25 protein-coding genes are annotated in these 26352 nt (G+C 43.7%); 16 read left to right on the forward strand and 9 right to left on the reverse strand.

Features of this window, described 5'->3' with window-relative positions; translation table 11 throughout:
- Positions 1-84: 84 nt before the first annotated feature.
- Positions 85-537 carry a hypothetical protein gene (locus tag KW060_RS09090; protein ID WP_249034501.1) on the reverse strand — a complete coding sequence of 151 codons (453 nt, stop codon included), beginning with the start codon at positions 535-537 and terminating at the stop codon, positions 85-87.
- Between the two features lie 178 nt (positions 538-715).
- Between KW060_RS09090 and KW060_RS09095 the strand changes: the two genes are divergently transcribed.
- Positions 716-1270 carry an SRPBCC family protein gene (locus KW060_RS09095; RefSeq protein WP_249034502.1) on the forward strand — a complete coding sequence of 185 codons (555 nt, stop codon included), beginning with the start codon at positions 716-718 and terminating at the stop codon, positions 1268-1270.
- 35 nt (positions 1271-1305) lie between these two features.
- On the forward strand, positions 1306-1821 hold the full coding sequence (locus KW060_RS09100) for a MerR family transcriptional regulator (RefSeq protein WP_249034503.1): 516 nt from the start codon (positions 1306-1308) through the stop codon (positions 1819-1821).
- 19 nt (positions 1822-1840) lie between these two features.
- On the opposite strand, the gene KW060_RS09105 is transcribed toward KW060_RS09100, so the two are convergent.
- Positions 1841-3151, reverse strand: a complete 1311-nt coding sequence (locus tag KW060_RS09105; protein ID WP_249034504.1) for a sensor histidine kinase — start codon at positions 3149-3151, stop codon at positions 1841-1843.
- 255 nt (positions 3152-3406) lie between these two features.
- On the opposite strand from KW060_RS09105, the gene KW060_RS09110 reads away from it, so the two are divergent.
- From KW060_RS09110 to KW060_RS09120, 3 genes are all read left to right on the forward strand, one after another.
- Positions 3407-4972, forward strand: coding sequence for a SulP family inorganic anion transporter (locus tag KW060_RS09110; protein ID WP_249034505.1), 1566 nt, complete (start codon positions 3407-3409; stop codon positions 4970-4972).
- A gap of 302 nt (positions 4973-5274) precedes the next feature.
- On the forward strand, positions 5275-6249 hold the full coding sequence (gene cysK, locus KW060_RS09115; RefSeq protein ID WP_249034506.1) for a cysteine synthase A: 975 nt from the start codon (positions 5275-5277) through the stop codon (positions 6247-6249).
- Between the two features lie 243 nt (positions 6250-6492).
- Positions 6493-7131 carry a hypothetical protein gene (locus KW060_RS09120; protein ID WP_249034507.1) on the forward strand — a complete coding sequence of 213 codons (639 nt, stop codon included), beginning with the start codon at positions 6493-6495 and terminating at the stop codon, positions 7129-7131.
- 426 nt (positions 7132-7557) lie between these two features.
- On the opposite strand, the gene KW060_RS09125 is transcribed toward KW060_RS09120, so the two are convergent.
- Positions 7558-9243 (reverse strand): tetratricopeptide repeat protein, encoded by a 1686-nt coding sequence (locus tag KW060_RS09125; RefSeq protein ID WP_249034508.1) that lies wholly within the window; start codon positions 9241-9243, stop codon positions 7558-7560.
- Positions 9244-9388: 145 nt separating this feature from the next.
- Between KW060_RS09125 and KW060_RS09130 the strand changes: the two genes are divergently transcribed.
- Both KW060_RS09130 and KW060_RS09135 read left to right on the forward strand, forming a co-directional pair.
- Positions 9389-12037, forward strand: coding sequence for a DUF2339 domain-containing protein (locus KW060_RS09130; protein ID WP_249034509.1), 2649 nt, complete (start codon positions 9389-9391; stop codon positions 12035-12037).
- Positions 12038-12096: 59 nt separating this feature from the next.
- Positions 12097-12675 carry a hypothetical protein gene (locus KW060_RS09135; protein ID WP_249034510.1) on the forward strand — a complete coding sequence of 193 codons (579 nt, stop codon included), beginning with the start codon at positions 12097-12099 and terminating at the stop codon, positions 12673-12675.
- A gap of 58 nt (positions 12676-12733) precedes the next feature.
- Here the strand turns inward: KW060_RS09135 and KW060_RS09140 are convergent, their stop codons facing one another.
- Both KW060_RS09140 and KW060_RS09145 read right to left on the reverse strand, forming a co-directional pair.
- Positions 12734-14038: a sugar MFS transporter gene (locus KW060_RS09140; protein WP_249034511.1), complete on the reverse strand. Its 1305-nt coding sequence runs from the start codon at positions 14036-14038 to the stop codon at positions 12734-12736.
- Positions 14039-14116: 78 nt separating this feature from the next.
- Entirely contained in the window at positions 14117-14620 is a 504-nt protein-coding gene (locus KW060_RS09145; RefSeq protein ID WP_249034512.1) for a hypothetical protein, read from the reverse strand.
- A 182-nt stretch (positions 14621-14802) separates the two neighbouring features.
- Here KW060_RS09145 and KW060_RS09150 point away from each other — a divergent pair, with 182 nt between their 5' ends.
- The 4 genes from KW060_RS09150 (at position 14803) to KW060_RS09165 (ending at position 17718) form a co-directional block, all read left to right on the forward strand.
- Positions 14803-15726 carry a 2-hydroxyacid dehydrogenase gene (locus KW060_RS09150; RefSeq protein WP_249034513.1) on the forward strand — a complete coding sequence of 308 codons (924 nt, stop codon included), beginning with the start codon at positions 14803-14805 and terminating at the stop codon, positions 15724-15726.
- A gap of 70 nt (positions 15727-15796) precedes the next feature.
- On the forward strand, positions 15797-16360 hold the full coding sequence (efp, locus tag KW060_RS09155; RefSeq protein WP_249034514.1) for an elongation factor P: 564 nt from the start codon (positions 15797-15799) through the stop codon (positions 16358-16360).
- Between the two features lie 15 nt (positions 16361-16375).
- Positions 16376-17197 (forward strand): inositol monophosphatase family protein, encoded by an 822-nt coding sequence (locus tag KW060_RS09160; protein ID WP_249034515.1) that lies wholly within the window; start codon positions 16376-16378, stop codon positions 17195-17197.
- 41 nt (positions 17198-17238) lie between these two features.
- Positions 17239-17718, forward strand: coding sequence for a hypothetical protein (locus KW060_RS09165; protein ID WP_249034516.1), 480 nt, complete (start codon positions 17239-17241; stop codon positions 17716-17718).
- A gap of 13 nt (positions 17719-17731) precedes the next feature.
- On the opposite strand, the gene KW060_RS09170 is transcribed toward KW060_RS09165, so the two are convergent.
- A complete protein-coding gene (locus KW060_RS09170; protein WP_249034517.1) occupies positions 17732-18448 on the reverse strand; it encodes a hypothetical protein in 717 nt (238 codons plus the stop codon).
- Between the two features lie 442 nt (positions 18449-18890).
- On the opposite strand from KW060_RS09170, the gene KW060_RS09175 reads away from it, so the two are divergent.
- From KW060_RS09175 to KW060_RS09185, 3 genes are read left to right on the forward strand one after another with little or no spacing between them, the layout of a single operon-like run.
- Entirely contained in the window at positions 18891-20159 is a 1269-nt protein-coding gene (locus tag KW060_RS09175) for a MotA/TolQ/ExbB proton channel family protein (protein ID WP_249034518.1), read from the forward strand.
- 1 nt (position 20160) lies between these two features.
- Positions 20161-21261, forward strand: coding sequence for a peptidoglycan -binding protein (locus KW060_RS09180; protein WP_249034519.1), 1101 nt, complete (start codon positions 20161-20163; stop codon positions 21259-21261).
- Between the two features lie 7 nt (positions 21262-21268).
- Positions 21269-21823 (forward strand): hypothetical protein, encoded by a 555-nt coding sequence (locus KW060_RS09185; RefSeq protein ID WP_249034520.1) that lies wholly within the window; start codon positions 21269-21271, stop codon positions 21821-21823.
- A gap of 733 nt (positions 21824-22556) precedes the next feature.
- On the opposite strand, the gene KW060_RS09190 is transcribed toward KW060_RS09185, so the two are convergent.
- Positions 22557-24350, reverse strand: coding sequence for an ABC transporter transmembrane domain-containing protein (locus KW060_RS09190; RefSeq protein ID WP_249034521.1), 1794 nt, complete (start codon positions 24348-24350; stop codon positions 22557-22559).
- A 222-nt stretch (positions 24351-24572) separates the two neighbouring features.
- Between KW060_RS09190 and rpmE the strand changes: the two genes are divergently transcribed.
- Positions 24573-24800 carry a 50S ribosomal protein L31 gene (rpmE, locus tag KW060_RS09195; RefSeq protein WP_249034522.1) on the forward strand — a complete coding sequence of 76 codons (228 nt, stop codon included), beginning with the start codon at positions 24573-24575 and terminating at the stop codon, positions 24798-24800.
- A 69-nt stretch (positions 24801-24869) separates the two neighbouring features.
- On the opposite strand, the gene KW060_RS09200 is transcribed toward rpmE, so the two are convergent.
- Positions 24870-25349 (reverse strand): DUF1465 family protein, encoded by a 480-nt coding sequence (locus KW060_RS09200; protein ID WP_249034523.1) that lies wholly within the window; start codon positions 25347-25349, stop codon positions 24870-24872.
- A gap of 249 nt (positions 25350-25598) precedes the next feature.
- On the opposite strand from KW060_RS09200, the gene KW060_RS09205 reads away from it, so the two are divergent.
- Complete coding sequence (locus KW060_RS09205) at positions 25599-26057, forward strand: Hsp20 family protein (protein ID WP_249034524.1); 459 nt, start codon at positions 25599-25601, stop codon at positions 26055-26057.
- A 55-nt stretch (positions 26058-26112) separates the two neighbouring features.
- Here KW060_RS09205 and KW060_RS09210 read toward each other — a convergent pair whose 3' ends face one another.
- A complete protein-coding gene (locus tag KW060_RS09210; protein WP_249034525.1) occupies positions 26113-26304 on the reverse strand; it encodes a DUF1192 domain-containing protein in 192 nt (63 codons plus the stop codon).
- Between the last annotated feature and the right edge of the window lie 48 nt (positions 26305-26352).

The following is a 26352-nucleotide window of genomic DNA, read 5'->3' on the forward strand; positions in this document are numbered from 1 at the left end:
AATGAGCTTTTATGCGATTTTTTAATAACAATATTGTTATTAAGACCCATTAAAAAGATAAGCCATTATGGTAGAAAGATTTTTCTAAATCTTGTTCTTTACCAGATAAACGGAATGGTTTTGATATTCTTCGTAATGACTTATTTTATGACCGTCAATTTTTGAAAAAGCGGTCGAAATATACTCGTTCACCTTAGTACGGTTATAAAGAACATGTGTCGCTGAAACGCGCATTGCTTGACCAACGGCACGGGCAACATGTGAATCATGTTTGCGTTTGATTGAACGGTATTGTTCACGATTTTCAAACGAAGATTCACCAACGATTACAAAACCTTGGGCTTTATATTTTTCTTTATCGGCTTCAATATTTTCTGAAAAGATCACTTCCGGCTTATCGCCCTGATTAAGCGCGACAAGATTATCGGACGCTGCTGCATCGACATATGACTGATAATAATTTTCCTGACGCCCCCCGTAACAGGCAGTAAGCAGAACAAGAAACGATAATGACAAAAATAAACGAACTTTACCCAAAACAGTTACCCGCAGTTAAAAAATAAATAAAATTGAATCGCTAAACGGGAATATGCAACATGATGTTTTATTGGTCAAGAGCGCATTTTTCCTCACATTTTTCGTCAAAACCTGTTGACCTGACTATTACTTCATAGTTTAGAAAACTGGTTTTCACACATTAAAAATTTGAGGCACCATGAAAAAAAATCTTTTGTTAATTCCACTTATCGCATTTTTGGTACTTTTTACATCAACTGCAAATTCACAGGAAACTACACCCATGACCACAGAAGCCATCACCGTCAATCACACTGGATCATTTGAAATAAATATGACACCTGACGATGCACTGCCCCTTTTTACCGGTCCGGGTGAGGCATTATGGGTCCCTAATTGGGACCCCGTCATTTTAAATGGGGATGGTTTTGAAAAAGGATCGGTTTTTCAAACAACACGTGATGGCGGCACAACGACGTGGCTTGTACTGAAATATGACCGTAATAATCATCACGCCCGTTATATGCGCATGATGCCAGATTATGATGTCGGAACCGTCGATGTTACATTAAAGTCAAATAACAACGGTGGTTCAGTCGTAACAGTCACCTATCAATTAACCGCCCTTGGTGAAGATAGAAATAAATCGCTGGCCGAATGGGATGCGGATGCATATGCAGATGAAATGCTTGCGTGGCGTGATTTGATCGTCGCTGCAGATGATAAAATTAAAGCACATTTTGCATCAAGGTGATAAGATAAGTCATCAAATAAAGCATTGAGGAATGTATGTACACAATCGGACAATTGGTAAAGGAATTCGGCTTATCAAGAAGCACGCTGCTTTTTTATGATAAAATCGGCCTTTTAAAACCTAGCGAGCGAACAAATGCCAATTACCGCCTTTATTCACAGGCTGATTTTGACCGCATGGTGAAAATTGCCCGTTACCGCGATGCTGGGCTCTCGCTTGAGGCCATCGCCGACATTTTAAAATCAAACGAGAATGATTTCACAAACATCCTTGAGCAACGACTGGAAAGTTTAAACTGTGAAATCAGCACCTTACGTGCACAACAACAAGCAATCATTAAAATGCTGGGTGATAAAGCATTACCCAGCAAATCCAAAAACATGAACGTTGAACAATGGGTTAAAATCCTCGAAAGCTGCGGCATGGATGATAACGCACAACGCGAGTGGCACATCAATTTTGAAAACGACCTACCCGAAGCGCACACAGACTTCCTTCAATCCCTTGGTATTGATGAACAAAGAATAAAAGAAATCAAATCCTGGAAATAATGGTTTCACAACCACAAAATCAGTTAACCGCAAAATTCACCGGAAATTCCAATCTGATTTCCGTGCCCTTTCCAACGGCTGATTTCACTTTAATGTTTGCACCAATTCTATGAAGTAATTGACTGACAATAATTAAACCAAGTCCGGTGCCTTCCGCATTGGAAATAAAATGTGACTGCAGTAAAATTTCGGAATTTTCAATTTGATCAATTAATTCCTGTCTCATCCCTTTACCGGTATCCTTAACGATAACATCGACATTGTCGCCATTTCTTTTTTCTATGTTGATGGTCACACGGCCTTTTTCCGGTGTGTATTTCTGTGCATTGGAAACAAGGTTATAAATGATCTGCTTGAAAATCCTGCGGTCCGTGTGAATTTTGGTTTCCGGCGCACAACTAACGAGATCAAGTTCCTGTTTTTTATTGGACGATATCGGTCTTAATTCATCCAAATATCCGTCAATTGTTTCACAGACGCCGATTTCTTCAACTTGCACGGTAACTTCACCGGCCTCTAGCTTATTTTGATCAAGAATATCATTCACCAGCGTCAAGAGATGGGTGCCGCCATTATTGATATGTGCTGCATATTCCTTAACTTTATCCTGTGAAACCTTCATTTTTTCTGCGTTTTGAATAAGATCAGAAAAACCAATGATGGCGTTAAGCGGCGTTCTTAATTCGTGGCTCATATGACCGAGGAAAGTTGATTTAATATCAAGTGCTTTATTCAGCGCATTCATATTTTCGGTTAGCTTTTTATGGCTATAAAAAACTTCGCGGCGCTGCTTATCCATACTGTAACAAATCAGACAACCAAGTAAGGTCGAAGAAAATAGTGAAATGACAAAATATGTTGCCGGAAACCCGTAAACTGCGGTCGCGACAAAATAAAAAATCCCGGCATTTACAACCAATAATAAAATAAGATATCCCAACCGTGTCGTAATGGCGAAAGATACCATAAGATAAACGATTGAAATGGTTATGATGCCTTCACGGTTTTCAAGGCCGATAAGCCCCATCGCACAAGAAAAGGCAAACGCAGAAAAAATAGCAATCCAAATTGCCGTTTTCTGGATAATGACATTTTCTTTAACCAACATAACGACGCACCAAATCACAAGGAAAGTGCATCCAAATGTAAATGACATTTTTAAAGGATTAAGGTATGCGAATCTTTCATAAAGACTGCTATCACCATATGCGAAATTATAAATAAGAAAGCCAAGCAAACTAACCGGCAGCGAAAAACGCTTTAAACTTGAAACATTTAATAAATGACCGTGTTCAAGATAATCAGAGTCATATTTAAAAAAACTATTCATATTTCCCGACAAACAAACTACTAAACAACAACCCCATACACTAGAAACCATTAAATGATACTCGTGTCAAGATTGAATATAATATACAATCCGATTATTTTAGTATTCTTTAATATAAAAACTCATCAAACACACAACCATTCGATATATGATATTAACAAAGCTTTCACCTAATATTGGTTGCTTTTCACTTAATGATCGCTATAGTGCGCGGCGCTTGTTACAATAATTGTTTATCATTCCAAGGAAATAGCCATGCAAACGGCCCCTGACCTACCTATTGTTGAACCGGAATCAAACGGCAAATTCGCGCAGTACCGCACTGAAATCCTTGCCGGATTAACCGTTGCCCTCGCCCTTGTGCCAGAGGCCGTCGCCTTCGCCTTTGTCGCGGGCGTTCATCCGCTTGTGGGTTTATATGCCGCCTTTATCGTTGGCCTGATTACAGCCGTTTTCGGTGGTCGACCGGGTATGATCAGTGGTGCGACGGGTGCCCTTGCGGTTGTGATGGTTGCCCTTGTCGCGCAGCACGGCGTTCAGTATTTATTCGCGACTGTGGTGTTGATGGGGATCATTCAAATACTGGCTGGCGCATTCCGGCTTGGTAAATTTATTCGTATGGTGCCGCATCCGGTGATGCTTGGTTTCGTGAACGGTCTTGCGATTGTGATTTTCCTGGCCCAGCTTGGCCAATTTAAAATGGAAGATGCCACAGGTAACCTTGTCTGGATGACGGGTACGCCGCTTTATCTGACCATGGGGCTTGTATGTTTGACCATGTTTATCATCTGGTCCGCACCAAAGCTTATCCGCAGCATCCCTGCACCATTAATGGGAATTTTATCGGTATCACTGATTGTTATTTTCTTTAACATTGATGTGCCGCGTGTGGGTGATCTCGCGTCCATAAGTGGGTCACTGCCATCATTTGCCATTCCTGATGTGCCACTGAACTGGGAAACATTAATGATCATTTTGCCATACAGTGTGATTTTGGCGGCAATCGGCCTTATCGAAAGCTTGCTGACATTAAACCTTGTTGCGGAAATGACAGAAACTCACGGCGGCGCAAGCCGTGAATGTGCCGCACAAGGGGCCGCGAATCTTGTTACTGGTTTCTTTGGTGGTATGGGCGGTTGTGCCATGATCGGCCAAAGCATGATCAACGTTAAATCCGGTGGCCGCATGCGTCTTTCAGGCCTTTCGGCGGCGCTTTTCCTGCTTTGCTTTATTCTATGGGCGTCAGGCCTGATTGAACAGATCCCCGTGGCTGCGCTTGTTGGCGTGATGTTTATGGTGGTGATCGGTACATTCGCATGGTCGAGCCTTAAGATCCTGCATAAAGTGCCACGTCATGATGCCTTTGTCATTTTGCTGGTAACAGCCGTTACCGTCTATAGCGATCTTGCGGTTGCTGTTGTTGTTGGTGTGATTGTTTCCGCGCTTGTATTTGCATGGCGTGCGTCAAAACGTGTCACAGCACGCACGGAACTGCGCGAAGATGGCCGCAAATTTTATCATATCCGTGGCCCGCTATTTTTTGGTAGCACAGCCGGTTTTCAGGAAATGTTCAATCCAAAAGATGACCCTGACCAAGTGGTCGTCGATTTCATGAAATCCCGCGTGTGGGATCATTCCGGATTGCAAGCGATCGAGGCATTAACCGAACGATACGCCCGCAGAAACAAGAAAATAAAATTGCGCCACTTAAGCCCGGATTGTAAGGCACTACTGCATAAAACAGGCAGCCTTGTTGAACAATTACCGGATGACCCGGATTATGGTGTCGCCGTTGATTATGACGATTACGACGAAGATTAATCATTAATCACATCCCTATTTAAAAGCATCACTTGCAAGAGTGGTGCTTTTTTCGTTTATGACGACAATTTAACCCAAAAATCGCACACACATCAAAATAACAACTCTATTTTCCAATATTGCGTATTTGTATAATATTTTAGAAAATATTACTTCTAAAAAATTATAAATTAGCAAATATTACCAAAAATTACACATTAAACGATAATAATATTAGTGTAACATTGTAACACAAATTGGACTTGTCCTGCAAAATACGTTATGTTCCATTCGAATCTTTTAACAGACGGAATTTAACTTAAATGACATATCAAGCAGACATCCAAAAAGTTGGTCGCGGTAAAATTTACAATGATGTTTCTGAATTCATCGGCAGCACGCCACTGGTTCGCCTTTCCCGTTTAATGGAGGAAGAAGGGTTAGAAGCAGAAATCCTTGCCAAGATCGAATTTGTCAATCCAGCCGGGTCTGTTAAAGACCGCCCGGCAATGGCCATGATCGAAGATGCCATTAACCGTGGCTTGATTACGGATGACACCGAAATTGTTGAGGCAACATCAGGAAACAATGGCGTGGCGGTTTCATGGGCCTGTGCCATGCGTGGAATTCCGGTGACGATTTGTATGCCGGAACACATGAGCATCGAACGCCGCCGTCTATTAAAACTTTATGGCGCCAATGTCGTGCTAACCCCAAAAGAGCTAGGCACAAAAGGCGCGATTGATAAGGCCGCCGAATTACAAGCCGCAAATTCAAACATGATCCAGCTTGGTCAATTTGAAAATCTTGCAAACCCAATGGCCCACGCAAACGGCACCGCCGAAGAAATCTGGACAGACACAGACGGTGAACTGGATTATTTCGTGGCGGGTATCGGTACCGGCGGAACATTCACCGGCGTAAGCCGCACCCTTAAAGAACGCAACCCGAATATCAAGGGCATCGCCGTTGAACCTGCATCATGCCCTGTATTATCAGAAGGGCGTTCTGGCGTTCATAAATTACAAGGGCTATCATCCGGTCATATTCCAGACGTGCTTGAAGTTAATATTATCGATGAAATTCTAACAGTTGAAAATGAAGACGCCATTAAAATGGCTCGCCGCCTCGCCCGCCTTGAAGGGACAGCGGTCGGTATTTCATCCGGCGCGGCGGCGGTTGCCTGCGTGCGCCTTGCAAAGCGTCCGGAACTTAAAGGAAAGCGCATCGTCACCATCTTCGCCGATGGCGCATCACGTTATTTCTCAACAGAAATTTTTGAAGGCTTTGACGCCTAAGATTTTATCCTCCTATTTGTGTTTTACAAATACACTGGCCCGTTAAATATAGCGGGCCATTTTTTTTGAGGATATTGTTATGAGCCCACCTCCTTGCCATCACCTGCAAATATGGTAAGTTACGAATAATTTTAAAAACAAAACTCGTGGGGGATATTGTGTCATCGTTTTCTTCAAATCAATTCACATCTAATAACTCTGACCTCAATGATTTTGGTAATATCATTAATTAATGGGGAAAAAATGAATAACATTCTAAAAGCAATGATAATAATCATTCCATTATCCTATTACGTTATTTTGGTAGTTTCATCTATTGGAGCAGATCAGAGCTCTATTTTATACCAGATTGATGAAAATTTTGGAAAAATCACGGCATGTTTTTATGTCTTTTGGACAACAAGTGTAATATTCAGTTTTGAAGATATAAAAATTCCGAAAATTAGATTAACATTACTATTCATTACAAGTGTACATATCTTAATTGTAGCAGGTTATTATTACGATTATACTGGAATCGGTACAATGCTACCGATGGAACATATTACTCCCGCTGATGAATTATTTGTAATCTCTACCCACCTTTTCTCAGGACCCTTATATTTTTGGCTTATTGCAAGAACCATTATAGAAAAAGAAATAGGAAAAGGTGATTTTCAAAAGGAATCTTTATTATTTTTGCAACTTGTATTTTTATTTGTAACTTGGCCTATTGTATGTATGAGAGTGATGAAAGGTTTAGGTTATAGAAAACATATCAATCTAGATTTTTTTCAACAAAACTGGAAAGTATTAGAAAAAAACGGAGAAGAGTTAATAGCCATAAAGAGTGGTTTCAATTTGTGGGCACTTTTCTTTCAAGGATTTTGGGCTCTTACCTAAAGGTTGTACCTGATTGCCATAGGTTGGTTCGCCTATCTTTATATTGGTAACTTTTTATTGCTATTAGTTGGCTCATTATTAACTAATGAAGTTTCTTCGACTGGTACATTGATACCTGCATACATAGCTAATTTATTAGTCTTCATTCTATTTGGCACTAAAGGTAACCAATGGAAAATCAATAACTTGATAAAAAACGGTTATTCTATATCTGCTGAAGTAGTTGCAAAAAGCAGCGGAGAAGCTATTGAGAAATATTTGTCAAATAAAAGTGTAATCTAATAATTCACTAAGATCAGAAAAACTTAGTTTTCTTTCTTCAATACCATTTTTTATCCTATACCCATTAAAGGCATTACAAATTAAATCGCCACCCACCGAACAAAGCGGCGAGTGACGAATTTAAATATAAGTGCTTATTAAAAACTATAACCCAGCAAGCAGCATATTAACGTCACTGGCCACTTTTCTTCCGCCTTCAACGTTTTCTGTGTTGCGGCGCAGTTCAGCGAGATATTGTTCTGCCAGGTCACTATCGCCCATTCCCATGGCGGCGGTTGCGGCACCGTGAAGGCTGTTATATCTGCCGGGGCTTCTGTTAAGGGCGATTTTATAGGCATTCAGCGCTTCTTCATATTTTTCAGACGCAAGCAACATATCACCATAAAGTTCCGCCGCCGGAAGCACTTCACCTGGTGTTACAGCATGCTTTTCGGTTGCGGCCTCAAGATCAGCGGCTCTTTGCATAATCGAAAGACCATAATCATGATCCCCGCTTAAATAAACCTGCCAGCCGCGCGCTGCAACCTCTTGAATTTCAACCTGCCCTGCCCAATATGGGCTCGTTTCAAGAAGTTCTTCATGCATATCATGAAGTCTTTCAATTTCGACTTCTGCCTCTTCAAATTTACCCATATGCGATAAGCCAAGTGCCTTGGCAAAGTGGGAAATGGCCACATATTGGTCATGCGCTTTTTCCCATGGGAAACTTACCGGCATCCTTGGGGCGATTTCCGATGCGGCCTGCCAATCACGACGTTCAAGCGCATATCTGGCCGGTAACGCGGAAAAGGCATAAGCCGACGCCGCACGGTTAAGTTCGCTATAGGGCGGTTTTAATTCATCCGCATCCCCAAGCACCCTGATCACCGATGCATCATCCCCTTTTTGCAAATAGGCATAGGCCAGATAATCAAGCGCATGGGTATAATGTAAATTGACCTCACCGGTTTCAATGCAAATAGCAAGTGCGGTTTCCGCAGAAATGCTATTCCATTCAATGGCCTTATCCCATAACCCGAGCCTTGTGTATGTATGGGTCATCATATGGGTCGCATGTGGCACACGCGGTGTCATCGCACCGTAATTATCCGCCGTTTCAAGGGCATCGCCCGCAAGCACCGGATTATCATAGGCATGGATCACATAATGATGGGCGCCCGGGTGGTCCGGGTTTTCAGCGAGCACCTCAAACGCGAGGTCGGCTGCTTTTCGTTGCCCGACGAGGTCAGGATCGGCGATATCCGATGTCGCAATCATAAAGAGCGCGTAATATGCCTTAGCATCCAAATCTTCCGGATAGGTTTCGTGTAATATTTTCCACGCCATTTCCGTACGTTTCAAACGCTCTTTTTCGGTTTTGGTAATGCCATCAACAAAATAATTTGCACCCGTTTGGATATAAAGTTGTTCACGTTCATTATGGCCGCCGATTGATTTCGCCTTTTCAATCAGCGACAACCCACGCGCCATTAATTCCGGCGATGCTGCCCCCGGCCATAAGGGGTTTACGTATGTCATTGCTTCCCCCCAATAGGCCATGGCACAACCGCTATCGGTATCATTAGCCATGCTGAACACCATGCGTGCCTCGTCATACATCATATGATGCATAAGGGCGACGCCACGTTCCACAAGTTCGGATGCATCCGCATGGCAGCCCGTCGTGAAACTGACGCTGCCAACAGGTGTTGAAACCAGATCAAAATCCGGTCCCGTATCCACTGCAATATTTTCTGTTTCTGTATTCTTTTCGGCTATTTTTGTTTGCTCAGTATCACATGCTGTGAGCATCAGCAGGGCACAAGGGACTAACAAGGGTAAGAATTTCATAACGTCCTCCCGTTCTCTGATGTGTTAGCATGGTAGCATTTAACACACCAAACGTCAAAGAAGACCGTCCCTTGTCATCTTACTTTATTATGTTACACTCTGGGCCATAAATATAATTTAAGAAATAAAATCTTAGGGGAATATTTTGTCTTCTTCTTTATTGTTTATTGTTCTGATCGGCATGATTATTTTCATGTTTAGACAACATGCAGATAACAAAAAATTAAAAAGCAATATGGACTGGCTCGCGAAAAAGCTTGCCGATCTTGAAAAAAGATTAAATGACGGTGTCGCCCCCGCCCCTGAAACAGTCGAAGAAGCAGAAATTTCAGAAGAAAAACCTTGGCAAGCCACAGAAACCGCCCCTAAACCCATAAAACAAGAAACAGTATCAAGCCCCAAACCAACCCTTAAATCCCGATTTAAAGAGATTGAAAAGGAAATTTCATCAAAATGGATGATCTGGCTTGGCGGGCTTGCCTTTGCCATTGGTGGTGGGTTCCTCGTTAAATATTCCATTGATGCGGGGTTATTAAGCCCCGGTGTGCGCGTCACCATGGGCACCATCATCGGTGTGATCATGGCCATTGGCGGCGAAGGGTTACGTCAACGCCGTGTTAAAACGCCGCTTTTAAGTGATTTACCGGATTATGTTCCGTCCGCCATATCGGCCGCGGGTATATTCACCGCATTCGCCGCCGTTTATGCATCATATGGGTTATATGATTTGATACCGCCGCTTGTGGCATTCGCTGGGCTTACGGCGCTAAGTTTCCTATCCACCGGGCTTGCCATATATCATGGGCGCTTTTTTGCCTATCTTGGGATGATTGGCGGCTTTTTTATTCCTATTCTGGTATCGACCGGATCAGGCAATGCTTGGGCGTTGTTCCCGTACCTGATGGTGATTACCGGAGCCACATTATGGTGCGCACGAAAACGGGCATGGATCGATGTGGCTGGTGTCACCATATTACTGGCGATGTTATGGGCCGTGATCTGGATATTCAGCAACTGGAAAGTGGGTGACATTGTTCCTGTTGGCGCGTACCTGCTTGCCTTAAGCGCATTAAACGCAATGCTTTTAAGTGGCGCGAGCGCGGCAAGATCAGAAAATTTAACATTAAAAGGATTAATCCCCGCCCATCCGGTCACGATCATGTCGGACCTAGCCAGTTTATTATCGGTTATTCTGCTTGTGTCTATCGTGCGGCTTGAACATTATTCATCGATCGGATTATTCATCATCAGCATCGGTGTCATTGGGCAGGCATACGCCGTCCATAAACATCAGGAAAATGACGCGGGCGGTGTGTTCGCAATATTCGGCGTGCTGTTTTTACTGGCCACATGGCATGTGCCAAGTCTGGTTGAAATTGAAAGAATATTATCGGAACCGGATATTCGTACCTTTATCTGGTCACCAATTGCCGAACCCGGCACGCAGACCTTTGTAACCGTGTCATTATGGTTCGGTGTTTTGATTAGCATGGCGATATTCTTGCGCTTAAAACATCTGGCAAGACCGGCATTATGGGCGAGCATGGGTAATCTGGTGCCTGTCGCCATATTGGTGATTGCCTATTGGCGCATGTTTAACCTTGAAACCAGTTTGCCATTTGGCGCGATTGCGGTTGTGGTGGCGCTGCTGCTGACATTCGGCACAAAAATCATCCGCGATACGATGGGAACGGATAATCAAGCGGTCCTTGCCGCATATGCCGCGGGGGCAACCACCGCCATTGCGCTGGGTATCAGTTTCGTGCTTCGCGAAGCATGGCTTAGTTTCGCCCTTGCGCTGGAACTTGTGGCGCTTGGATACATCTGGCAAAAAACGGGGGTTCGGGGCCTGCGTCATTTGGCATTTATCCTTGCCGCCGTGATCCTCGCCCGTCTGTTCTTAAACGCATCCATTTTTGATTATCAACCGGGCAGACTGCCTGCGATCAACTGGTTATTTTATGGGTACGGCTTAACCGCAGGTTTATTTTATCTGGCATCGAAAATCTTTAACGATGGCGATAAAAATGACCGCTTGATGACCACATTAAAGGCCGGATGGATCATCTTATTAATCAGTTTCGTCACCCTTGAAATCCGCGCCCTGTTTAGCCAGACAAACAAACTGTCATCGGGGCCAACCGATCTTGAAATCGCGCTGCAATCCATCAACTGGTCCATTGCCACCGTGATATTGATGTGGCGGGAAATTAAGGATCAAGACAAGCTTCTGGGTATTTTAAGGCGCATTATGACCGTGGTGTCATTATTCGGCCTAATCATCGGGGGCGGCATTGCCAACAATGTGTTCTTTGGCACCATTGATTTACAGCCGATCATCATTTTCAATTTGCAATTCCTGCAAATTTTTATCCCGTCCCTGCTTTATGGGGTTAAGGCATATCTCGCAAAAATATCGGGCAAAAGCAAAAGCCTTAAATTATATAGCGCGGTTGCTTTCTTTGGTTTCTGGCTCTGGCTTAGCGCGGAAATCAGGCATTTCTTCCACCCATCCGGCGGATATGCCCCAGAAAACGACTGGGAAATTTACAGCTATTCCCTTGTGTGGTTACTATACGCCATTGCCGTATTGGTCGTTGGCCTTAAACGCAAAAACGAAACAATCCGCCTCGCCGGACTTGGTGTATTATCCGTCGTCGTCTTAAAAGTATTCCTTGGGGACATGAGCGAACTAGAAGGCCTCTCCCGCGCCCTATCCTTCATGGGCCTCGGCGGCGCGTTGATTGGGATCGGGTATTTATATCAGAAGCTTAAGACGGATGTAGTGAAGTAGTGGAGGATATAGAAATCAAGTGCATCTACTACCTTGGTCTTTAGCTATAGGAATATTAATTGTTACCAGAAATGAAAATTTACATAGATAATCTTAAGGCAAAAGATGATTTTAGACCAGAAGGGATGATCGGATACAAAAGGTTACCCTTTTGGATATTTATTTTATCTTTGTTTATTAGTGCCTTACTATTAGCTTTGCTAATTAAAATGGGACTTCTAGAGAAAAGTATAAAAGATTTTTCTGTGCTTCTAGTCATTATATTTTTGTTCGGTTTATTCATTAAAGCAATGGTGTTATTTCCTTCAAAGTTACTTAATTTTGGGAAAATTGCTGTTGGAAAAATTACATATGCACAATATTCGCCCTTTCCTTTCGTAGTAGGATCAGGTTGGAGAATTAATGCAGAATTTTATGTAAATGAAAAAAAATATGAGGGAATTCAGTGGATTAAATCTTTTAAGAACACAGAATACAAAGGGTTTAATTTACCGAAAGAAGGTGATGAAATCATTATCTTTTATGAAGAAAATAATCCTGAAAAAAATGCAATATTTGTACCAGGTTATTTTTATAAAAATTGCTTAAGTAAATCTAGATATAATGATGTATCAAATTTATTTAATAGCATGTCATAAATAAAACAAAAGCAGTAAATCCACAAAAACCCAATACTCTTATTTCTCTTTTGTATATTTATTTCCACTGCCTAATCTTATGCCCCTTAAACGCATAAAAAAGGATGTATAAATAACATGGCGCGCAGATCAGGTACGCCAGTTGCATTTCACCGAACATCAGCGTCAAGCGACCGAAGGCGAGCGGGATTAATGCGCCGCCGGCGACGCCGACGATTAAGAGCGCCGACCCTTGTGCGGTAAATTTACCGAGGCCATCAAGCGCAAGCGGCCACACCGATGGCCAGACCATTGCGTTCGCAAGGCCCATCATTGCCACGAAAAAGATGCTGTTTGGTAGGGTCACCAATCCGGTCCATCCCCACAGGATTTCTGAAATATAAAAATCATCAATGGAACTCATCACCACACCGATGATGCACATCACGCCTATAAACGCTGAAATACCCAGTGCCTGGCTCTGGTTCACGACCCGTGGGATTGCGGCGACGCCGATGATGTACCCAACCACCATAAACGACATGGTGAATGCGGTTAGTACCGAAAATTCTTCCATATAAAGGGTGGAACCATAAAGGTTGATGGTATCGCCCGCGATTACCTCTACCCCCAGATAAGAAAAGATCGCCACCGCGCCCAGCACTGTATGGGGGAAATCGAAAATGCTTTTCTTTTCGTCATTATCACTTTCTTTTTCAAGTTCATCACCCAATGTGGGGATTTTCACCATATAAAGCAGGCCAATAAGCACCACAAAAATCACCGCCATGCCGATGTATGGCATGATCAGGCGTTCTGATAATTCCTGCACCTCGGCTTCCGATAACACAAGAATGGCGAATTCCGATGCGTCATTAACATCGCTTAACACCAGCGCGGAAAATACGATCGGCACCACAACACCCGCGACCTTATTAATCAGCCCCATAACCGCGATGCGTTTCGCCGCCGTTTCCCGTGGCCCCAGATAAATGATGAACGGGTTGGCCGCCGTTTGTAAAATGGTTAACCCCGTGCCAAGGATAAAAAGCGCACCAAGAAAGAAAAAATATTCTGCTGCCATTGCCGCCGGAACAAACAAAAGCGCCCCCACAACCATAATCATCAGCCCCAGAACCATACCGTTACGGTAACCCGTGCGTCTTAAAATCGCCGCCATGGGAAACGCCATCACCGTATAGGCAATATAAAAAGTAAACGTCACATATAACGCTTCAAAATCATTAAGGTTACAAACGATTTTCAAAAAAGGAATAAGCGAACCATTAAGCCACGTGATAAAGCCGAACACAAAAAACAACACGGCAAACACCACCATTGGCATCAGCATATTCGATTGATCGATTGTTGTTTTGTTATTCAATGATTACTCCCCATTCATGAAAACAATAAATCAGTTTTTCATATAATCAATATTTTTCTGATCTTTAAATCCGCGCCCTTAAATAAAGGGATCATAAGCCCATTGCAGCAATCCTTGTCGCTGTTTCGGGCGGCACCAGATATTCCCCGGGTCACAGTTTTTCTTGACCTGCGCCGCGTGCCTTTTAAAGGCGCGCCACCGTTTAATTTGTTTTTCATCCACCCCCGCAATGCGGCGGCCCATGTAATATCGGCAATACCATTCGAACCAGCCACGCGGATCGGGGCCGATGATCCATCCCTTCGCCTTCCATACGGGTAATGGCTGCCTGCTTTTTATTTTAAAAAGATTAATATCGGGATCAGGATGATCAGACAATTTTGCCTTTTCAAACCAACTGGCCGGATATTCATTTTGGGCGCTGTTTAAATAACACCCTTCAAAAACACCATATTCCAACATCTGCTGCGGGGTAAAATGCGGCTGGAACCCGTCCGCGAAATTCTGGCCCATTTCTTCGGTAAGGGTATATTGATAACCGCGTTGCACCCGGTTATCTGCGGTAATTGTTTTTAAAATCATGTCCATGTTTCTTATACGGTGACCCATTACCATTGGTTCAGTTAATATGCACTTTTATTAAGGGCTATTGAACGTTATCCCTATTGTTTTTAATTTGATAAAAGGTATATTCAATTCAACTATTTATACATTTGAATTTTTATACAAATGATTTTTCTGAAACTTATTTATAAAGTGTAATCATGGCTATTTTAATCTTACTAAACCAAGTTGACCCGACCCTTCTTGAAAGCAAACTGAAACAATTTGATGATTGTCCCGAGGTGCGCATTTACCCAGATTGCGGCAATAAGGACGATATTGAATGTGTGATTGTCTGGAAACATGATGAGGGCGTATTAAATGATTTTCCGAATTTAAAACTGATCGCGTCATATGGCGCGGGTGTGGAAAATATCCTGTCCGATCCATCATTGCCGGAAGGGGTTCCGATCACCCGTTTTGTTGATGACACATTATCGGATCAAATGGCGGAATTCGTTCTTGCGGCCATATTAAACCACCGATTACACCTTACCTATTACCGTGAACAACAGGCCGCAAGTCATTGGCGCCCAATGGATTTCCTGACTGGTAAGAATGTCACGATCCTTGGCCTTGGTGAACTGGGCAGCACGACGGCAAAATTGTTGGATGTGAATGGATATTCCGTTTCGGGATGGAGCCGTTCTGAAAAAAATATCGATAATGTCAAAAGTTATTATGGTGATGACCAGCTTAACGCGTCCGTTGCGGGTGCGGATATTGTTGTGTGCTTGCTGCCGTTAACACCAACGACAAAACACGTTTTAAACGCGGATCTTTTCGCCGCCATGAAAAAGGGTGCGTTCCTGATAAACGTTGGCCGTGGCGATCATTTAAAGGAAGACGACCTGATGAATGCCTTATCATCGGAACATTTATCCGGTGCGCTTCTCGATGTATTTGCGACAGAACCATTACCTACGGATCATCCGTTCTGGCGTCATCCGAAAATCCATGTGACACCGCATATTTCGAGCCCGACCGATAAGGGCCGCGTCGCAAGGCAGATACTGGATAATTACAACCGTATTAAAAGCGGCGCCGACCCATTAAATCAGGTCGATCCAAAAAGATCATATTAACTTGCAAAACATTAAGCTTGGTGGTAATTATCGCCAAATTATTTTAGAGCTCTTTTAAATAGGTGAAACCATGAAAATACCTGGCAATACTATTCGCCCCGGTTATGTAATCGAACATCAGGACAGCATCTGGGCTGCCATTAAAATCGCACACACGCAACCTGGTAAAGGCGGCGCATACTTACAGGTAGAACTTAAGAACCTTTTGGACGGTCGTAAATTAAACGAACGTTTCCGTTCATCGGAAAAGGTGGAAAAAGTTCGTCTTGAACAAAAGAACCAAACATTCCTGTTCGAAGCAGACGGAATGTACACTTTCATGGACACTGAAACTTACGAACAAATCGAAATTTCAGCAGAATTCCTTGGTGCCAAGGCAGATTTCCTGCAGGACGGTATGGAAGTGGTTGTTGAATATTATGAAACAACACCGCTTGGTGTTGATCTTCCGGCGACAGTTGAATTAACGGTCGTTGAAACAGAACCAGTTGTTAAGGGGCAAACAGCAAAATCATCCAACAAACCGGCTGTGCTTGATAATGGCATGCGCGTGATGGTACCGACTTTCATCAACCAAGATGACAAGATCAAGGTCAACACCGAAGACGGCACATATAACGAGCGCGTTAAGTAATTTAAGGATACCCCCATGGCATTACAATCTGCCCTCATTAACGTAATGGAAAAAGCCGCCCGCAAGGCCGGCAGCCGCCTAGCCCGCGATTTTGGCGAGGTCGAACACCTTCAGGTTTCTAGGAAGGGGCCAGCGGATTTCGTATCCAAAGCCGACCTTAAGGCCGAAAAAATCATTACAGAAGAACTGGAATACGCCCGCCCGCAATTTGGTTTCATCCGCGAAGAAGGCGAAGACATTCCACCAAAGGACAACAGCAACAGCGTCTGGATTGTTGATCCGCTTGATGGCACAACAAACTTCCTGCACGGCATTCCGCATTTCGCCATTTCCATTGCCCTTGAACAGGGTGGTGAAATTGTCGCATCGCTTATTTATAACCCGGTTTCCGATGATCTTTTCTGGGCGGAGAAAGGCCGCGGCGCGTACCTTAACAATCGCCGCTTGAATGTATCGGGCCGTAAAAACTTAACCGAAAGCGTGCTTGCAACGGGCATTCCGTTTCACGCAAGACCGCATCAGGACACATTCCTAACCAACCTTGAACACATCATGGGTGAAGTATCCGGCGTGCGCCGCTTTGGTTCAGCGGCCCTTGATCTTGCGTGGGTTGCGGCTGGCCGTTATGACGGTTTCTGGGAAGAAGGGCTTCAAGCATGGGATATCGCCGCCGGAATTTTGATGGTCCGCGAAGCACGCGGCATGGTTAGCGAATTCGATGGACGAGCAAAAATGTTGCAAACCGGACAAATTCTTGCCACAAACGGGCATATACATGGTAAAGTAACGAAATTGCTATCGAACGCCAGAAAGGCCCACAGAGAGAAACAAAAGTGAGAAAAACAGAAGTAACTCACTTTTAAAAGGCCTAAATAGAAATGAATGAAAAGCCGTTAACACACCTTGCTTTAAGCTCTGCGCTTTGGCTCGCGATGTTGCCGGCTTTTTCTTTTGCGCAAAGCGCGCCTCCTGAACCCACGCCAAGCGAACAGGCGCAAATTTTCTTAAACGCAGGGTCGCTCACCAATATCGAACCATTACTGATCAGTTTTCATCCGCAGCAAATCTTGCTTGAAGAAGAAAACATGAAATCATTACGCAGGTGGCTTATTAAGGTGAAAAAAATGAACCTGCCCATTCATATTTACAGCTACGCCACCCCACCCATGGCCAGACGCGACATGACCGAAAATTCCGCACACCAGCGCGCCATGCGTAAAGCATTCAACCGCGCGTTAGAAGCCAAAATCGCCATCGAAGGTGAAGGAATAAACGAAAACAAAATCGCCCTCCACGCATTAGGACCAACAGGCGACAACCCCATGGACAGACTAAGGATCACAATCAGGCGGGATTGATCCAGCGAATTCATTATTTATTGCCAATAGGTTTCTTTAAACCGCTAATAGTTTTTTGCGACAAAGTCGGTAAAGAACGCCACGTTGGATTTTTCAATACTGTTTCACTATTTATCCATGGCAATACCTTCTCCACACCACCACTTGTCACCTCTTCATCCGTAATCTCAAGCGTAACGGACTTAAGGGTATATCCTTCCCCAAAAGTGGCGACAAGATCATCTGGATCAACCAACTTTACTGAAGCTGGATCATTCAAATCATCAAAGGTGACAAACAGCGGATATCGATCACGCAGAAGCGGCACCTTCGTTCGAAGAACATGAAGTTTCGGGTAATAATCAATCATGTCACCCATCCTTGCATCAAAACTGCCATGGATTTCTGCTTTAAAACTATGCTGAGCCATGGCGACGGGGTCACCAAGCAGTACAAACAAATATTTTTCATTTGGAAGTTCTACAATGGTCGCTTCACCAGTTAAGGTTTCAGAAATCCGTGAAGCTTCAGGCAGTCCAAATGTTGGTTGAAAAAGCACACCTGCCCTGACAACAGACGCCCCGACAATCATTCCTTCTGGAGTATCTACTTCCACCTCAAGTTTCTGGTTCCATTTATATGATGGGTAATCCCGTTCTATTTTTTTAAAAGCTAAACTCCAAAATCCATAAAAAATAAGGCCACAAAAGAAAAATATTATTATCCAAAAATATGAGGAAGAATACTTCATAAACTATCTCACAATTAGCCTTTAGTTATTAAGGATAAAGGATTTATTGATATAGGTAGATTGGTAAGTTTTGTTCTTCTGATGATAATGTGGTAATGGATCATATCGCCCCCCTTTTACGCAATTTTACGCGAATTGACGGGCAAGTCAATTGATGCATTCTCCTCTGTTGTCATTACCCGACTTGATCGGGTAATCCATTACAAGAAAAATCTATACCGGTATGGATAGCCCGATCAAGTCGGGCTATGACCAATTAAGGGAAACCTACAAAAAACCCCATTCCCGTCATAATATTGCCAACTAATTCTTGGACAGTGGCGGCCAACATTGATAACATCTCGTCAAACTGGATAAAAAACACATTGATAATAAGGCGCTATGCGCTATTCTTTAATGCAAATATCAAGACCATTCGGCGATACAGGGAGCCATAGTAAAAATGATTAAACCGCAGAAATATTTGAACCGCACGATTATATTCCTTATTGGCGTGATTATCGTTTGTGCCGTTTTATTCCCGACCATGCAATCTGCCTTTACGGCGAACCCGGGCCTTAATGGTTTAATTGCACTTGTTTTAGTGGCCGGTATTGTTATTTCCATGCGTCAAACTATCACACTGATCCCTGCGGTTGGATGGCTTGAAACATTTAAAAAAGCCGACAGCAGCGAAGTACCACCGGAAGCACCGGCCCTGCTTGGCGCCATGGCAACCATGATGAACGAACAGCGTAGCAAGAAACTATCATTATCAACCGCGTCCATGAATACGATCCTTGATGGCGTCGCCGCCCGTATGGATGAGGGACGCGAGATCACCCGTTACATCATCGGATTGCTTATATTCTTAGGGCTACTGGGTACATTCTGGGGCCTTCTGGGTACAATCGGCAGCATTGGTGACACCATCAACAGCTTACAAGTGGGCACAGATGACATTTCATTAATGTTCGAAGATTTGAAAGAGGGCCTCGCCGCGCCGCTTGCGGGTATGGGTACGGCCTTTAGTTCATCATTATTCGGTCTTGCAGGTTCCGTGATCCTTGGGTTTATTGACCTTCAAACCGGGCAAGCACAGGGCAGATTTTTCAATCACCTTGAAGACTGGCTTTCCGGCATCACAAAACTTTCAAGTGCGGGTTCAAACATCGCCCTTGAAGCCGGTGACGCATCCGTTCCGGCGTATGTTAGCGCGTTATTAGAGGAATCTGCCGACAGCCTAGATAACCTGCATAAGGTCATTTCAAAATCAGAAGAAAACCGCGCAGAAGTCAATAAAGCGATTACCAATCTTTCAATTCAATTATCGTCGCTTGTGGATCATCAGACGGAAATGCGTTCGGTGATGAAACAAATGGTCACATTCCTTGGTGCGTTAAAGGATGGTGGTGACGAGGTCAGCCAAAACCACCTGCGCAACATTGATGTTCAGCTTAAAACACTGACCGATGAAACCATTAAATCACAGGATAAATTTGCCGATAACCTACATTCGGAAATCCGTGTTCTTGCGCGTACCATCAGCGCCGCCATGGACGGCAGCGCAAAAGTCGCAGCCCCTGCCCCATCAGCGGCACTTGCACAGCCAGCACCAGAACCAAAAGAACCGGTGAAAACCGTTTCCGCCGAAGAAACTGATTACGAAATGCCGGAAATAAAGCCAAAGGGGAACAAAAAGCCAGCCCTGACCGCCAAGAGGGAAGATTAATATGGCGCTGCTTTCCAAGGGACGCCGCCGCCCCGGTGGTTCAACCGATAATACATGGCCCGGATTTGTTGATGCGTTAAGCACATTGCTACTCGTGATCATTTTCCTGCTTTCGATTTTTGCGCTGGCGCAGTTTTTCTTAGGACAAGCCCTCTCCGGCCGTGATGAGGCATTAGAAAAGCTTGAAACACAAGTGCTTGAATTAAGTGATCTTTTAAACCTGCAACGCCAAGCCAATGATGACCTGCGTTCAAATGTGGCGCAATTATCCGCAAGCCTTCAAATGGCCGACAGCAGCCGCGAAGAAATGCAACGCCGCATCCAGACATTAGAGGCCGACCTCGCGGAGGCAGAGGGACTATCCGGCCGTGTGTCCCGTTCCAATAGCGAACAACAATCAACCATCGCCGATCTTCAGAACCGCTATAATGTGGCGATGGAAAATCTTAGCAGTGAACGTGAGCTTTCAAAACGCGCGCAAGATCAAGTCGCGACCTTAAATGCACAGCTCGCATCATTACGTCAGCAGCTCGCTGCGCTAAATGAGGCACTTGAGGCATCAGAAGCAAAAGATTTAGAACAACAGGCCGTCATTCAAAATCTAAGTTCCCGTCTTAACACCGCGCTCGCGAGCAAGGTCAATGAATTAAATCAATTCCGTTCTGAATTTTTCGGCAGGCTCCGTCAGGCACTTGGTGACCGTCAGGATATCCGTATTCAGGGCGACCGCTTTATTTTCCAATCGGAAGTGCTGTTCGGTTCTGGCTCCGCAACCCTTGGGTCTGGTGGCCAGGCCGAAATGGCAAAGCTCGCCGATACGTTAACCGCGATCATGGCGGAAATCCCCGATGATGTGGACTGGATTTTACGTGTTGATGGTCATACGGACGTGCTGCCGATCCGCACGGCGCAATTCCCGTCAAACTGGGACCTATCGACCGCACGTGCATTATCGGTCGTAAAATTCCTAATCAGCCGCGGCATCCCCGCCGACAGATTAGCCGCCACCGGCTTTGGACAATTCCACCCCCTTGATCCGGCCGATACGCAAGAGGCGTATAGTCGGAATAGACGGATCGAGATGCGGTTGGATCAGAAGTAGATTAACGATGGCCGATATTATTGATTTTGAAATTACTCACGTTGGTGATCTAAATATAGATGAAGAATGCTATAACAATAATTCAATTTTAGATCTTAATTCTCTTTCAAACCAATACTTTAAAGGCAATTTACTTCTTACTTTTGATAACTATACATATAATATAAACAACGTGAAAATATTCAAATTTTTGTTAGATTTATTTAACACACTCCATGAATGCTTAAGCAGTGTTAAAAAGAATGCTGATTACTATATTCTTGATCAAAATCATGATCCTATATTAAAAATAGAATTTAAAAATTATATTATATATTTAGGTTATGCCAATAATACATATGAATTTGATTTCAAAGAATTTTACAATGAAACCTGTAAAGCCTTAAAAAAGATATTTTCGTTAATGTATCATGAACATCCTATATTGGCTCTTAATAATTTAAATGAAAATCGTTTCTTTGAAAAAATAAGGGATGATTGGGTATTAGACAATTTTCGTTCTCTACCTTACAAAATAAGGAAAGATCTACTATTCACAATAGGCAAACCTTTCTTATTATAATGTCACCCTGAACTCGGTTCAGGATCTCGAGCAACCTAAACAAATAGTCATTCCAAACTTGATTTGGAATCCATGAAAACGCCAATTGCTGAAAAATCTATCCATTGATAGGATTCCGTGGATCCCAAATCAAGTTTGGGATGACTTGTTAGGATTATTAAAAAATCTAACAACTCCTCTTGAAGTTGCAAAAACATCTATTACATATACTAAGTCCCTATTAATCACAGGAAAAAGGAGAATCCTTATGGACTTTCTAATAAGTTTCCTGAACTCTAGGCTGACTTAAAGGCAGTAGGTTGGAGGTGCTTTAACAGGGATAAGCTTGAGCGATATAGAAATGACTTAAGGCCTGGACATTAGGAATGAGCCGGACACCCTTAAAGAAGCCTGATACTGCCTTTATTCAGGACCTAAGAGTAGGTAATTTCATTACGGAAACCTTATCTTAATATGGAGAAAATATGAGAGCAGGTGAAGCACCTGTGTAGTTCTAAATAAGTGAGAAGAAATTGGTATCCACTACCTTGAATTTATATTCCTTAAGAGGCCTGTTCTCAGCTCACTCATCCCCCTTTCTGGAAAGAATTATACAAGAAAATCACTCAGTGACATGGACCCTGAATCAAGTTCAGGGTGACGTTTATTGTTTAGATATCCATATAAAAACAACGTCATGCTGAACTTGATTCAGCATCCACAAATCCTATCGACTTAATCCGATATATACTACCTAAACCCCAAACTGAAGTCCGGCAAGGTGGGCGTAGAGGCCGCCTTTTTTGATTAGTTCTTCGTGGTTGCCGCTTTCGACGATTTTGCCGTGGTCCATGACGACGATGCGGTCGGCTTTTTGTACAGTGGCGAGGCGGTGTGCGACTACAAGAGTTGTTTTATTCTGCATCAATTTATCAAGGGCTGCTTGCACAAGTTTTTCATTTTCCGCGTCAAGCGCCGATGTTGCCTCATCCAGCAGCAGAATTTCCGCGTCCTGTAAAATCGCGCGGGCAATGGCAACACGTTGTCTTTGACCGCCCGAAAGGCGCGTACCACGTTCACCAAGGAATGTTTCCATTCCTTCCGGTAATCGGTCGATAAATTCATCGGCACGGGCCGCGCGGGCTGCTTCCGCGATCATTTCATCGGTTGCGTCCTGATTACCGTATTTGATATTTTCCGCAATGGTGGTGGCGAATACCATTGTTTCCTGACTTACGACACCAAGATGCTGTCTTACCTCAATCGGGTCGGCGTCTGTTAACGTCACGCCGTCGATTGAAATGCCGCCCGCCTGCGGATCGTAAAAACGTTGCAGCAATTGAAATACTGTTGTTTTACCAGCCCCAGACGGGCCAACGATGGCGACGGTTTCACCGCCTTTTACCTCAAGATTAAAATCTTCAAGGATGTTTTCTGTCGGGCGCGATGGGTATGCGAATGTCACATCCTTAAACGCAAGGCTTCCTTGCTTTACTTCCGGGAATGTTGCCGGATTTTCCGGCGCCTGAATTTCACTTTCAGTGGAAATAATCTCAAGACATCTGCTTGCGGCACCGGCGGCGCGCTGCAGTTCACCGTATACTTCGGATAATGCGCCCATGGCGCCGGCCACAAGCACGGCATAAATCACAAATGCGGTCAGTTCACCGCTGCTGATGTTGCCCTGTATCACATCACGGGCACCAAGCCATAACACAAGATCCACTGCACCAAACACCAGCAGGATAATTAGAAACGTGAGCACCGCCCGCATACGGGTGCGGTTAATGGCCGCGCCAAATGCCACCTCGATAGAGGATGAATATTTCTTATTTTCAAATGCTTCTTGTGTGTAGCTTTGCACCGTTTGAACGGCACCAATGGTTTCATTGGCAGTTGCGCTTGCGTCGGCGATTTTATCTTGTGATGTGCGTGATAAATTGCGCACTTTTCGACCCAACACAATAAGCGGCGCCACAATGAACGGCAGCAACATGAACACATATGCCGTTAATAACCAATTGGTATAAAGCATCATAACAAGACCACCAATCATGGTGATCAGATTGCGAAGCGCCACGGATGCGGTTGAGCCCACAACCGATTGGATGACGGTCGTATCGGTATTAAGACGAGAAAGAATATCGCCAGAGCGGTTCTTTTCAAAAAACACCGGGCTTAAGGTTAAAACTTTTGCGAAAACTTCGCTGCGGATGTCGGTGACGACCCGTTCCCCAAGCCACGTCACCATATAATAACGTGCAAATGTCGCCATCGCGAGGATGAGCGCAATACCCATCAACCCTAGGAAATATAAATTAATGGTTTCAATACTGACCGAAGAAAAACCCTGATCAATGATTTGACGGATAGCCTGCGGAATCGCGAGCGTCGCACCCGCCGCAACCACAAGCGCAATCAACGCCTTTATAATCGTTGGTTTATAGGGGGAAAGAAACACCCAAAGCAGCTTTGCTTCGCTTACCTTACCGCGCGGTGCTTCGTCCTTATCCGGCGTCCTGCCGTTGCTTTGTTTCTGATCAGCCATGAAATCTAATTAAGTATTAAATAAATATATTCAAGAAGGGGATATAGCAGTTAGATGCGTACTGAACAATGAAAGAACGTGAAAAATTCATTTTTTTCATGAAAAATGCTTAATAAACCAGATTCCCGCTTGCAACCGGACAGCCACTTGGGTATATAAGCGCAATTAATTTGCTCGAGCAGAGTTGGAATTTTGCTCAAAGAGATAGAAAAGAGATTAGCTATGAAAAAAGATATTCATCCAGAATACCACACAATTACCGTTGCGATGACTGACGGTTCAACATATGAAACACGCACAACATGGGGCAATGCAGGCGATACGCTTACACTTGAAATTGACCCTAAATCACACCCTGCATGGGTAGGTGGCGCGAAGAAAGTTTCTGACAAAGGTCGTGTGGCACAATTCAACAAACGCTTTGCAAACTTCGGCGTTAAAAAGAAGTAACATTCTTTTAGAAGATAAGATTTTAAGAAGGCTTTTCGAAAATTCGGAAGGCCTTTTTTCGTTTCGCGCTTAACTCTTGCGCTCGATCTCGTCAATTAAGTTATGAACGGGGTTTTCTTCCACGACACCGCCGTCATATAGCACCCTGTCGATACGCACAATTTTCGCGTAAAGGTCACGAACCCTAAGGGAATATTCAATGAATTGCGGTGGGAATTTATCGGTATCACATCCAATGGGAACATCAAACATGTGATTATCGCTAAGGCGGTTTTTCTTTTCGGCCGCGTCACTGACACTTAATTCGCCGCCACGCACCCCTTTTTGCATAAGACACCATGACATCGCCTGCATGACACCTGTGGTCATACGGTTACATTCAAGGGTATAATAGCCCATCAGGTCCGCACCAATGGTCTTCAGACTTGTCTTTTTATTGGATTGCAGATACTCGACAATAGAGCTGCTCAGTTCTAATGCTTCCTGATATAATTCTTCAAGAATTTCTGCCTTTAATTGTCCGTCATTGTCTATGGCGTCTTCTAACATATCTGTCCTTTGGTAAGTAAGATTAATAAATTATAGAACCAATTCCTTAAAATCCCCTTTATTTTTTTATGATTTATTTTTTACGTACTTGAAAAGAATTATTCCCCACCTATCTATTAATTGTAAGGCAAAAATATGGTCATTGCCACAATGGGATGACAAGCAACACCTTACAAAATTTAAACATATCGCATCTGACCAAGAGGTATTTGCGAGCACTTATCGCTTAAACATAAAGGATAAAAAAATATGAGAACACTTGATCTTAGCCCACTTCTTAAATCCACAATTGGTTTTGACCATATGAACCGGGTTTTTGAAAATGCAGTGGGAAACAACGATGTTTCCTATCCCCCATATAACATCGAAAAAATCAGCGAAGATGATTACCGCATCACAATGGCGCTTGCCGGTTTTTCAGAAGACGACCTTGTCATCGAACTTGATGGTGGCGTTCTTTCCATAACCGCCGACGGCAGCGAAGAAGAAGCCGATCCAGAACGCTTTTTGCACCGCGGTATTGCCAAACGTGCCTTTAAACGTCATTTCCGCCTTGCGGAAACAATAAAGGTTCTTGGCGCTGAATTTGAAAACGGATTGCTCATGATTGATCTTCAACGTGAAATTCCGGAACACCTAAAACCACGTCAGATTAAAATTGGCAAAACAGTCGCGAAACCAAAAATAGTCGACGAAAACGCTGCATAACCCCCAAATAAAGATCAAGCCCCTGTAGTTCCTCCCGCGGGGGCTTGTTTCTTTCTTACTTAAAGAAACTATCCGCATCGGCGTATGCGTTCTTTTTATTCTGAATTTCGCTTTCCGTGCGCAGAATTTCCGCTTTTAATACAGCCACCCTGTCATTTAATGCTTCCACACTATGAACGGTAAGGTCTTCTTCGTTCAGTTGTTTTAATATTGATCCTTTTGGGATATCCAGTTCTTCATCATTCATTTTTATGAGCCTATTTATCCATTTAAATTCTTCACTATATTCTTTATA

It is taken from the genome of Pseudemcibacter aquimaris, from assembly GCF_028869115.1.
In the GTDB taxonomy this organism is placed as follows: Bacteria; Pseudomonadota; Alphaproteobacteria; order Sphingomonadales; family Emcibacteraceae; genus Pseudemcibacter; species Pseudemcibacter aquimaris.

Excerpts from the sequence above, each read along its gene's own strand:
- rpmE (WP_249034522.1), top strand. The coding sequence starts at position 24,573 with ATGAAAAAAGATATTCATCCAGAATACCACACAATTACCGTTGCGATG.
- KW060_RS09175 (WP_249034518.1), top strand. The coding sequence starts at position 18,891 with ATGATTAAACCGCAGAAATATTTGAACCGCACGATTATATTCCTTATT.
- efp (WP_249034514.1), top strand. The coding sequence starts at position 15,797 with ATGAAAATACCTGGCAATACTATTCGCCCCGGTTATGTAATCGAACAT.
- KW060_RS09125 (WP_249034508.1), bottom strand. The coding sequence starts at position 9,243 with ATGAAATTCTTACCCTTGTTAGTCCCTTGTGCCCTGCTGATGCTCACA.
- KW060_RS09105 (WP_249034504.1), bottom strand. The coding sequence starts at position 3,151 with ATGAATAGTTTTTTTAAATATGACTCTGATTATCTTGAACACGGTCAT.
- KW060_RS09200 (WP_249034523.1), bottom strand. The coding sequence starts at position 25,349 with ATGTTAGAAGACGCCATAGACAATGACGGACAATTAAAGGCAGAAATT.
- KW060_RS09165 (WP_249034516.1), top strand. The coding sequence starts at position 17,239 with ATGAATGAAAAGCCGTTAACACACCTTGCTTTAAGCTCTGCGCTTTGG.
- KW060_RS09190 (WP_249034521.1), bottom strand. The coding sequence starts at position 24,350 with ATGGCTGATCAGAAACAAAGCAACGGCAGGACGCCGGATAAGGACGAA.
- KW060_RS09185 (WP_249034520.1), top strand. The coding sequence starts at position 21,269 with ATGGCCGATATTATTGATTTTGAAATTACTCACGTTGGTGATCTAAAT.
- KW060_RS09180 (WP_249034519.1), top strand. The coding sequence starts at position 20,161 with ATGGCGCTGCTTTCCAAGGGACGCCGCCGCCCCGGTGGTTCAACCGAT.
- cysK (WP_249034506.1), top strand. The coding sequence starts at position 5,275 with ATGACATATCAAGCAGACATCCAAAAAGTTGGTCGCGGTAAAATTTAC.
- KW060_RS09170 (WP_249034517.1), bottom strand. The coding sequence starts at position 18,448 with ATGAAGTATTCTTCCTCATATTTTTGGATAATAATATTTTTCTTTTGT.
- KW060_RS09095 (WP_249034502.1), top strand. The coding sequence starts at position 716 with ATGAAAAAAAATCTTTTGTTAATTCCACTTATCGCATTTTTGGTACTT.
- KW060_RS09160 (WP_249034515.1), top strand. The coding sequence starts at position 16,376 with ATGGCATTACAATCTGCCCTCATTAACGTAATGGAAAAAGCCGCCCGC.
- KW060_RS09205 (WP_249034524.1), top strand. The coding sequence starts at position 25,599 with ATGAGAACACTTGATCTTAGCCCACTTCTTAAATCCACAATTGGTTTT.
- KW060_RS09210 (WP_249034525.1), bottom strand. The coding sequence starts at position 26,304 with ATGAATGATGAAGAACTGGATATCCCAAAAGGATCAATATTAAAACAA.
- KW060_RS09100 (WP_249034503.1), top strand. The coding sequence starts at position 1,306 with ATGTACACAATCGGACAATTGGTAAAGGAATTCGGCTTATCAAGAAGC.
- KW060_RS09120 (WP_249034507.1), top strand. The coding sequence starts at position 6,493 with ATGAATAACATTCTAAAAGCAATGATAATAATCATTCCATTATCCTAT.
- KW060_RS09110 (WP_249034505.1), top strand. The coding sequence starts at position 3,407 with ATGCAAACGGCCCCTGACCTACCTATTGTTGAACCGGAATCAAACGGC.
- KW060_RS09150 (WP_249034513.1), top strand. The coding sequence starts at position 14,803 with ATGGCTATTTTAATCTTACTAAACCAAGTTGACCCGACCCTTCTTGAA.
- KW060_RS09145 (WP_249034512.1), bottom strand. The coding sequence starts at position 14,620 with ATGATTTTAAAAACAATTACCGCAGATAACCGGGTGCAACGCGGTTAT.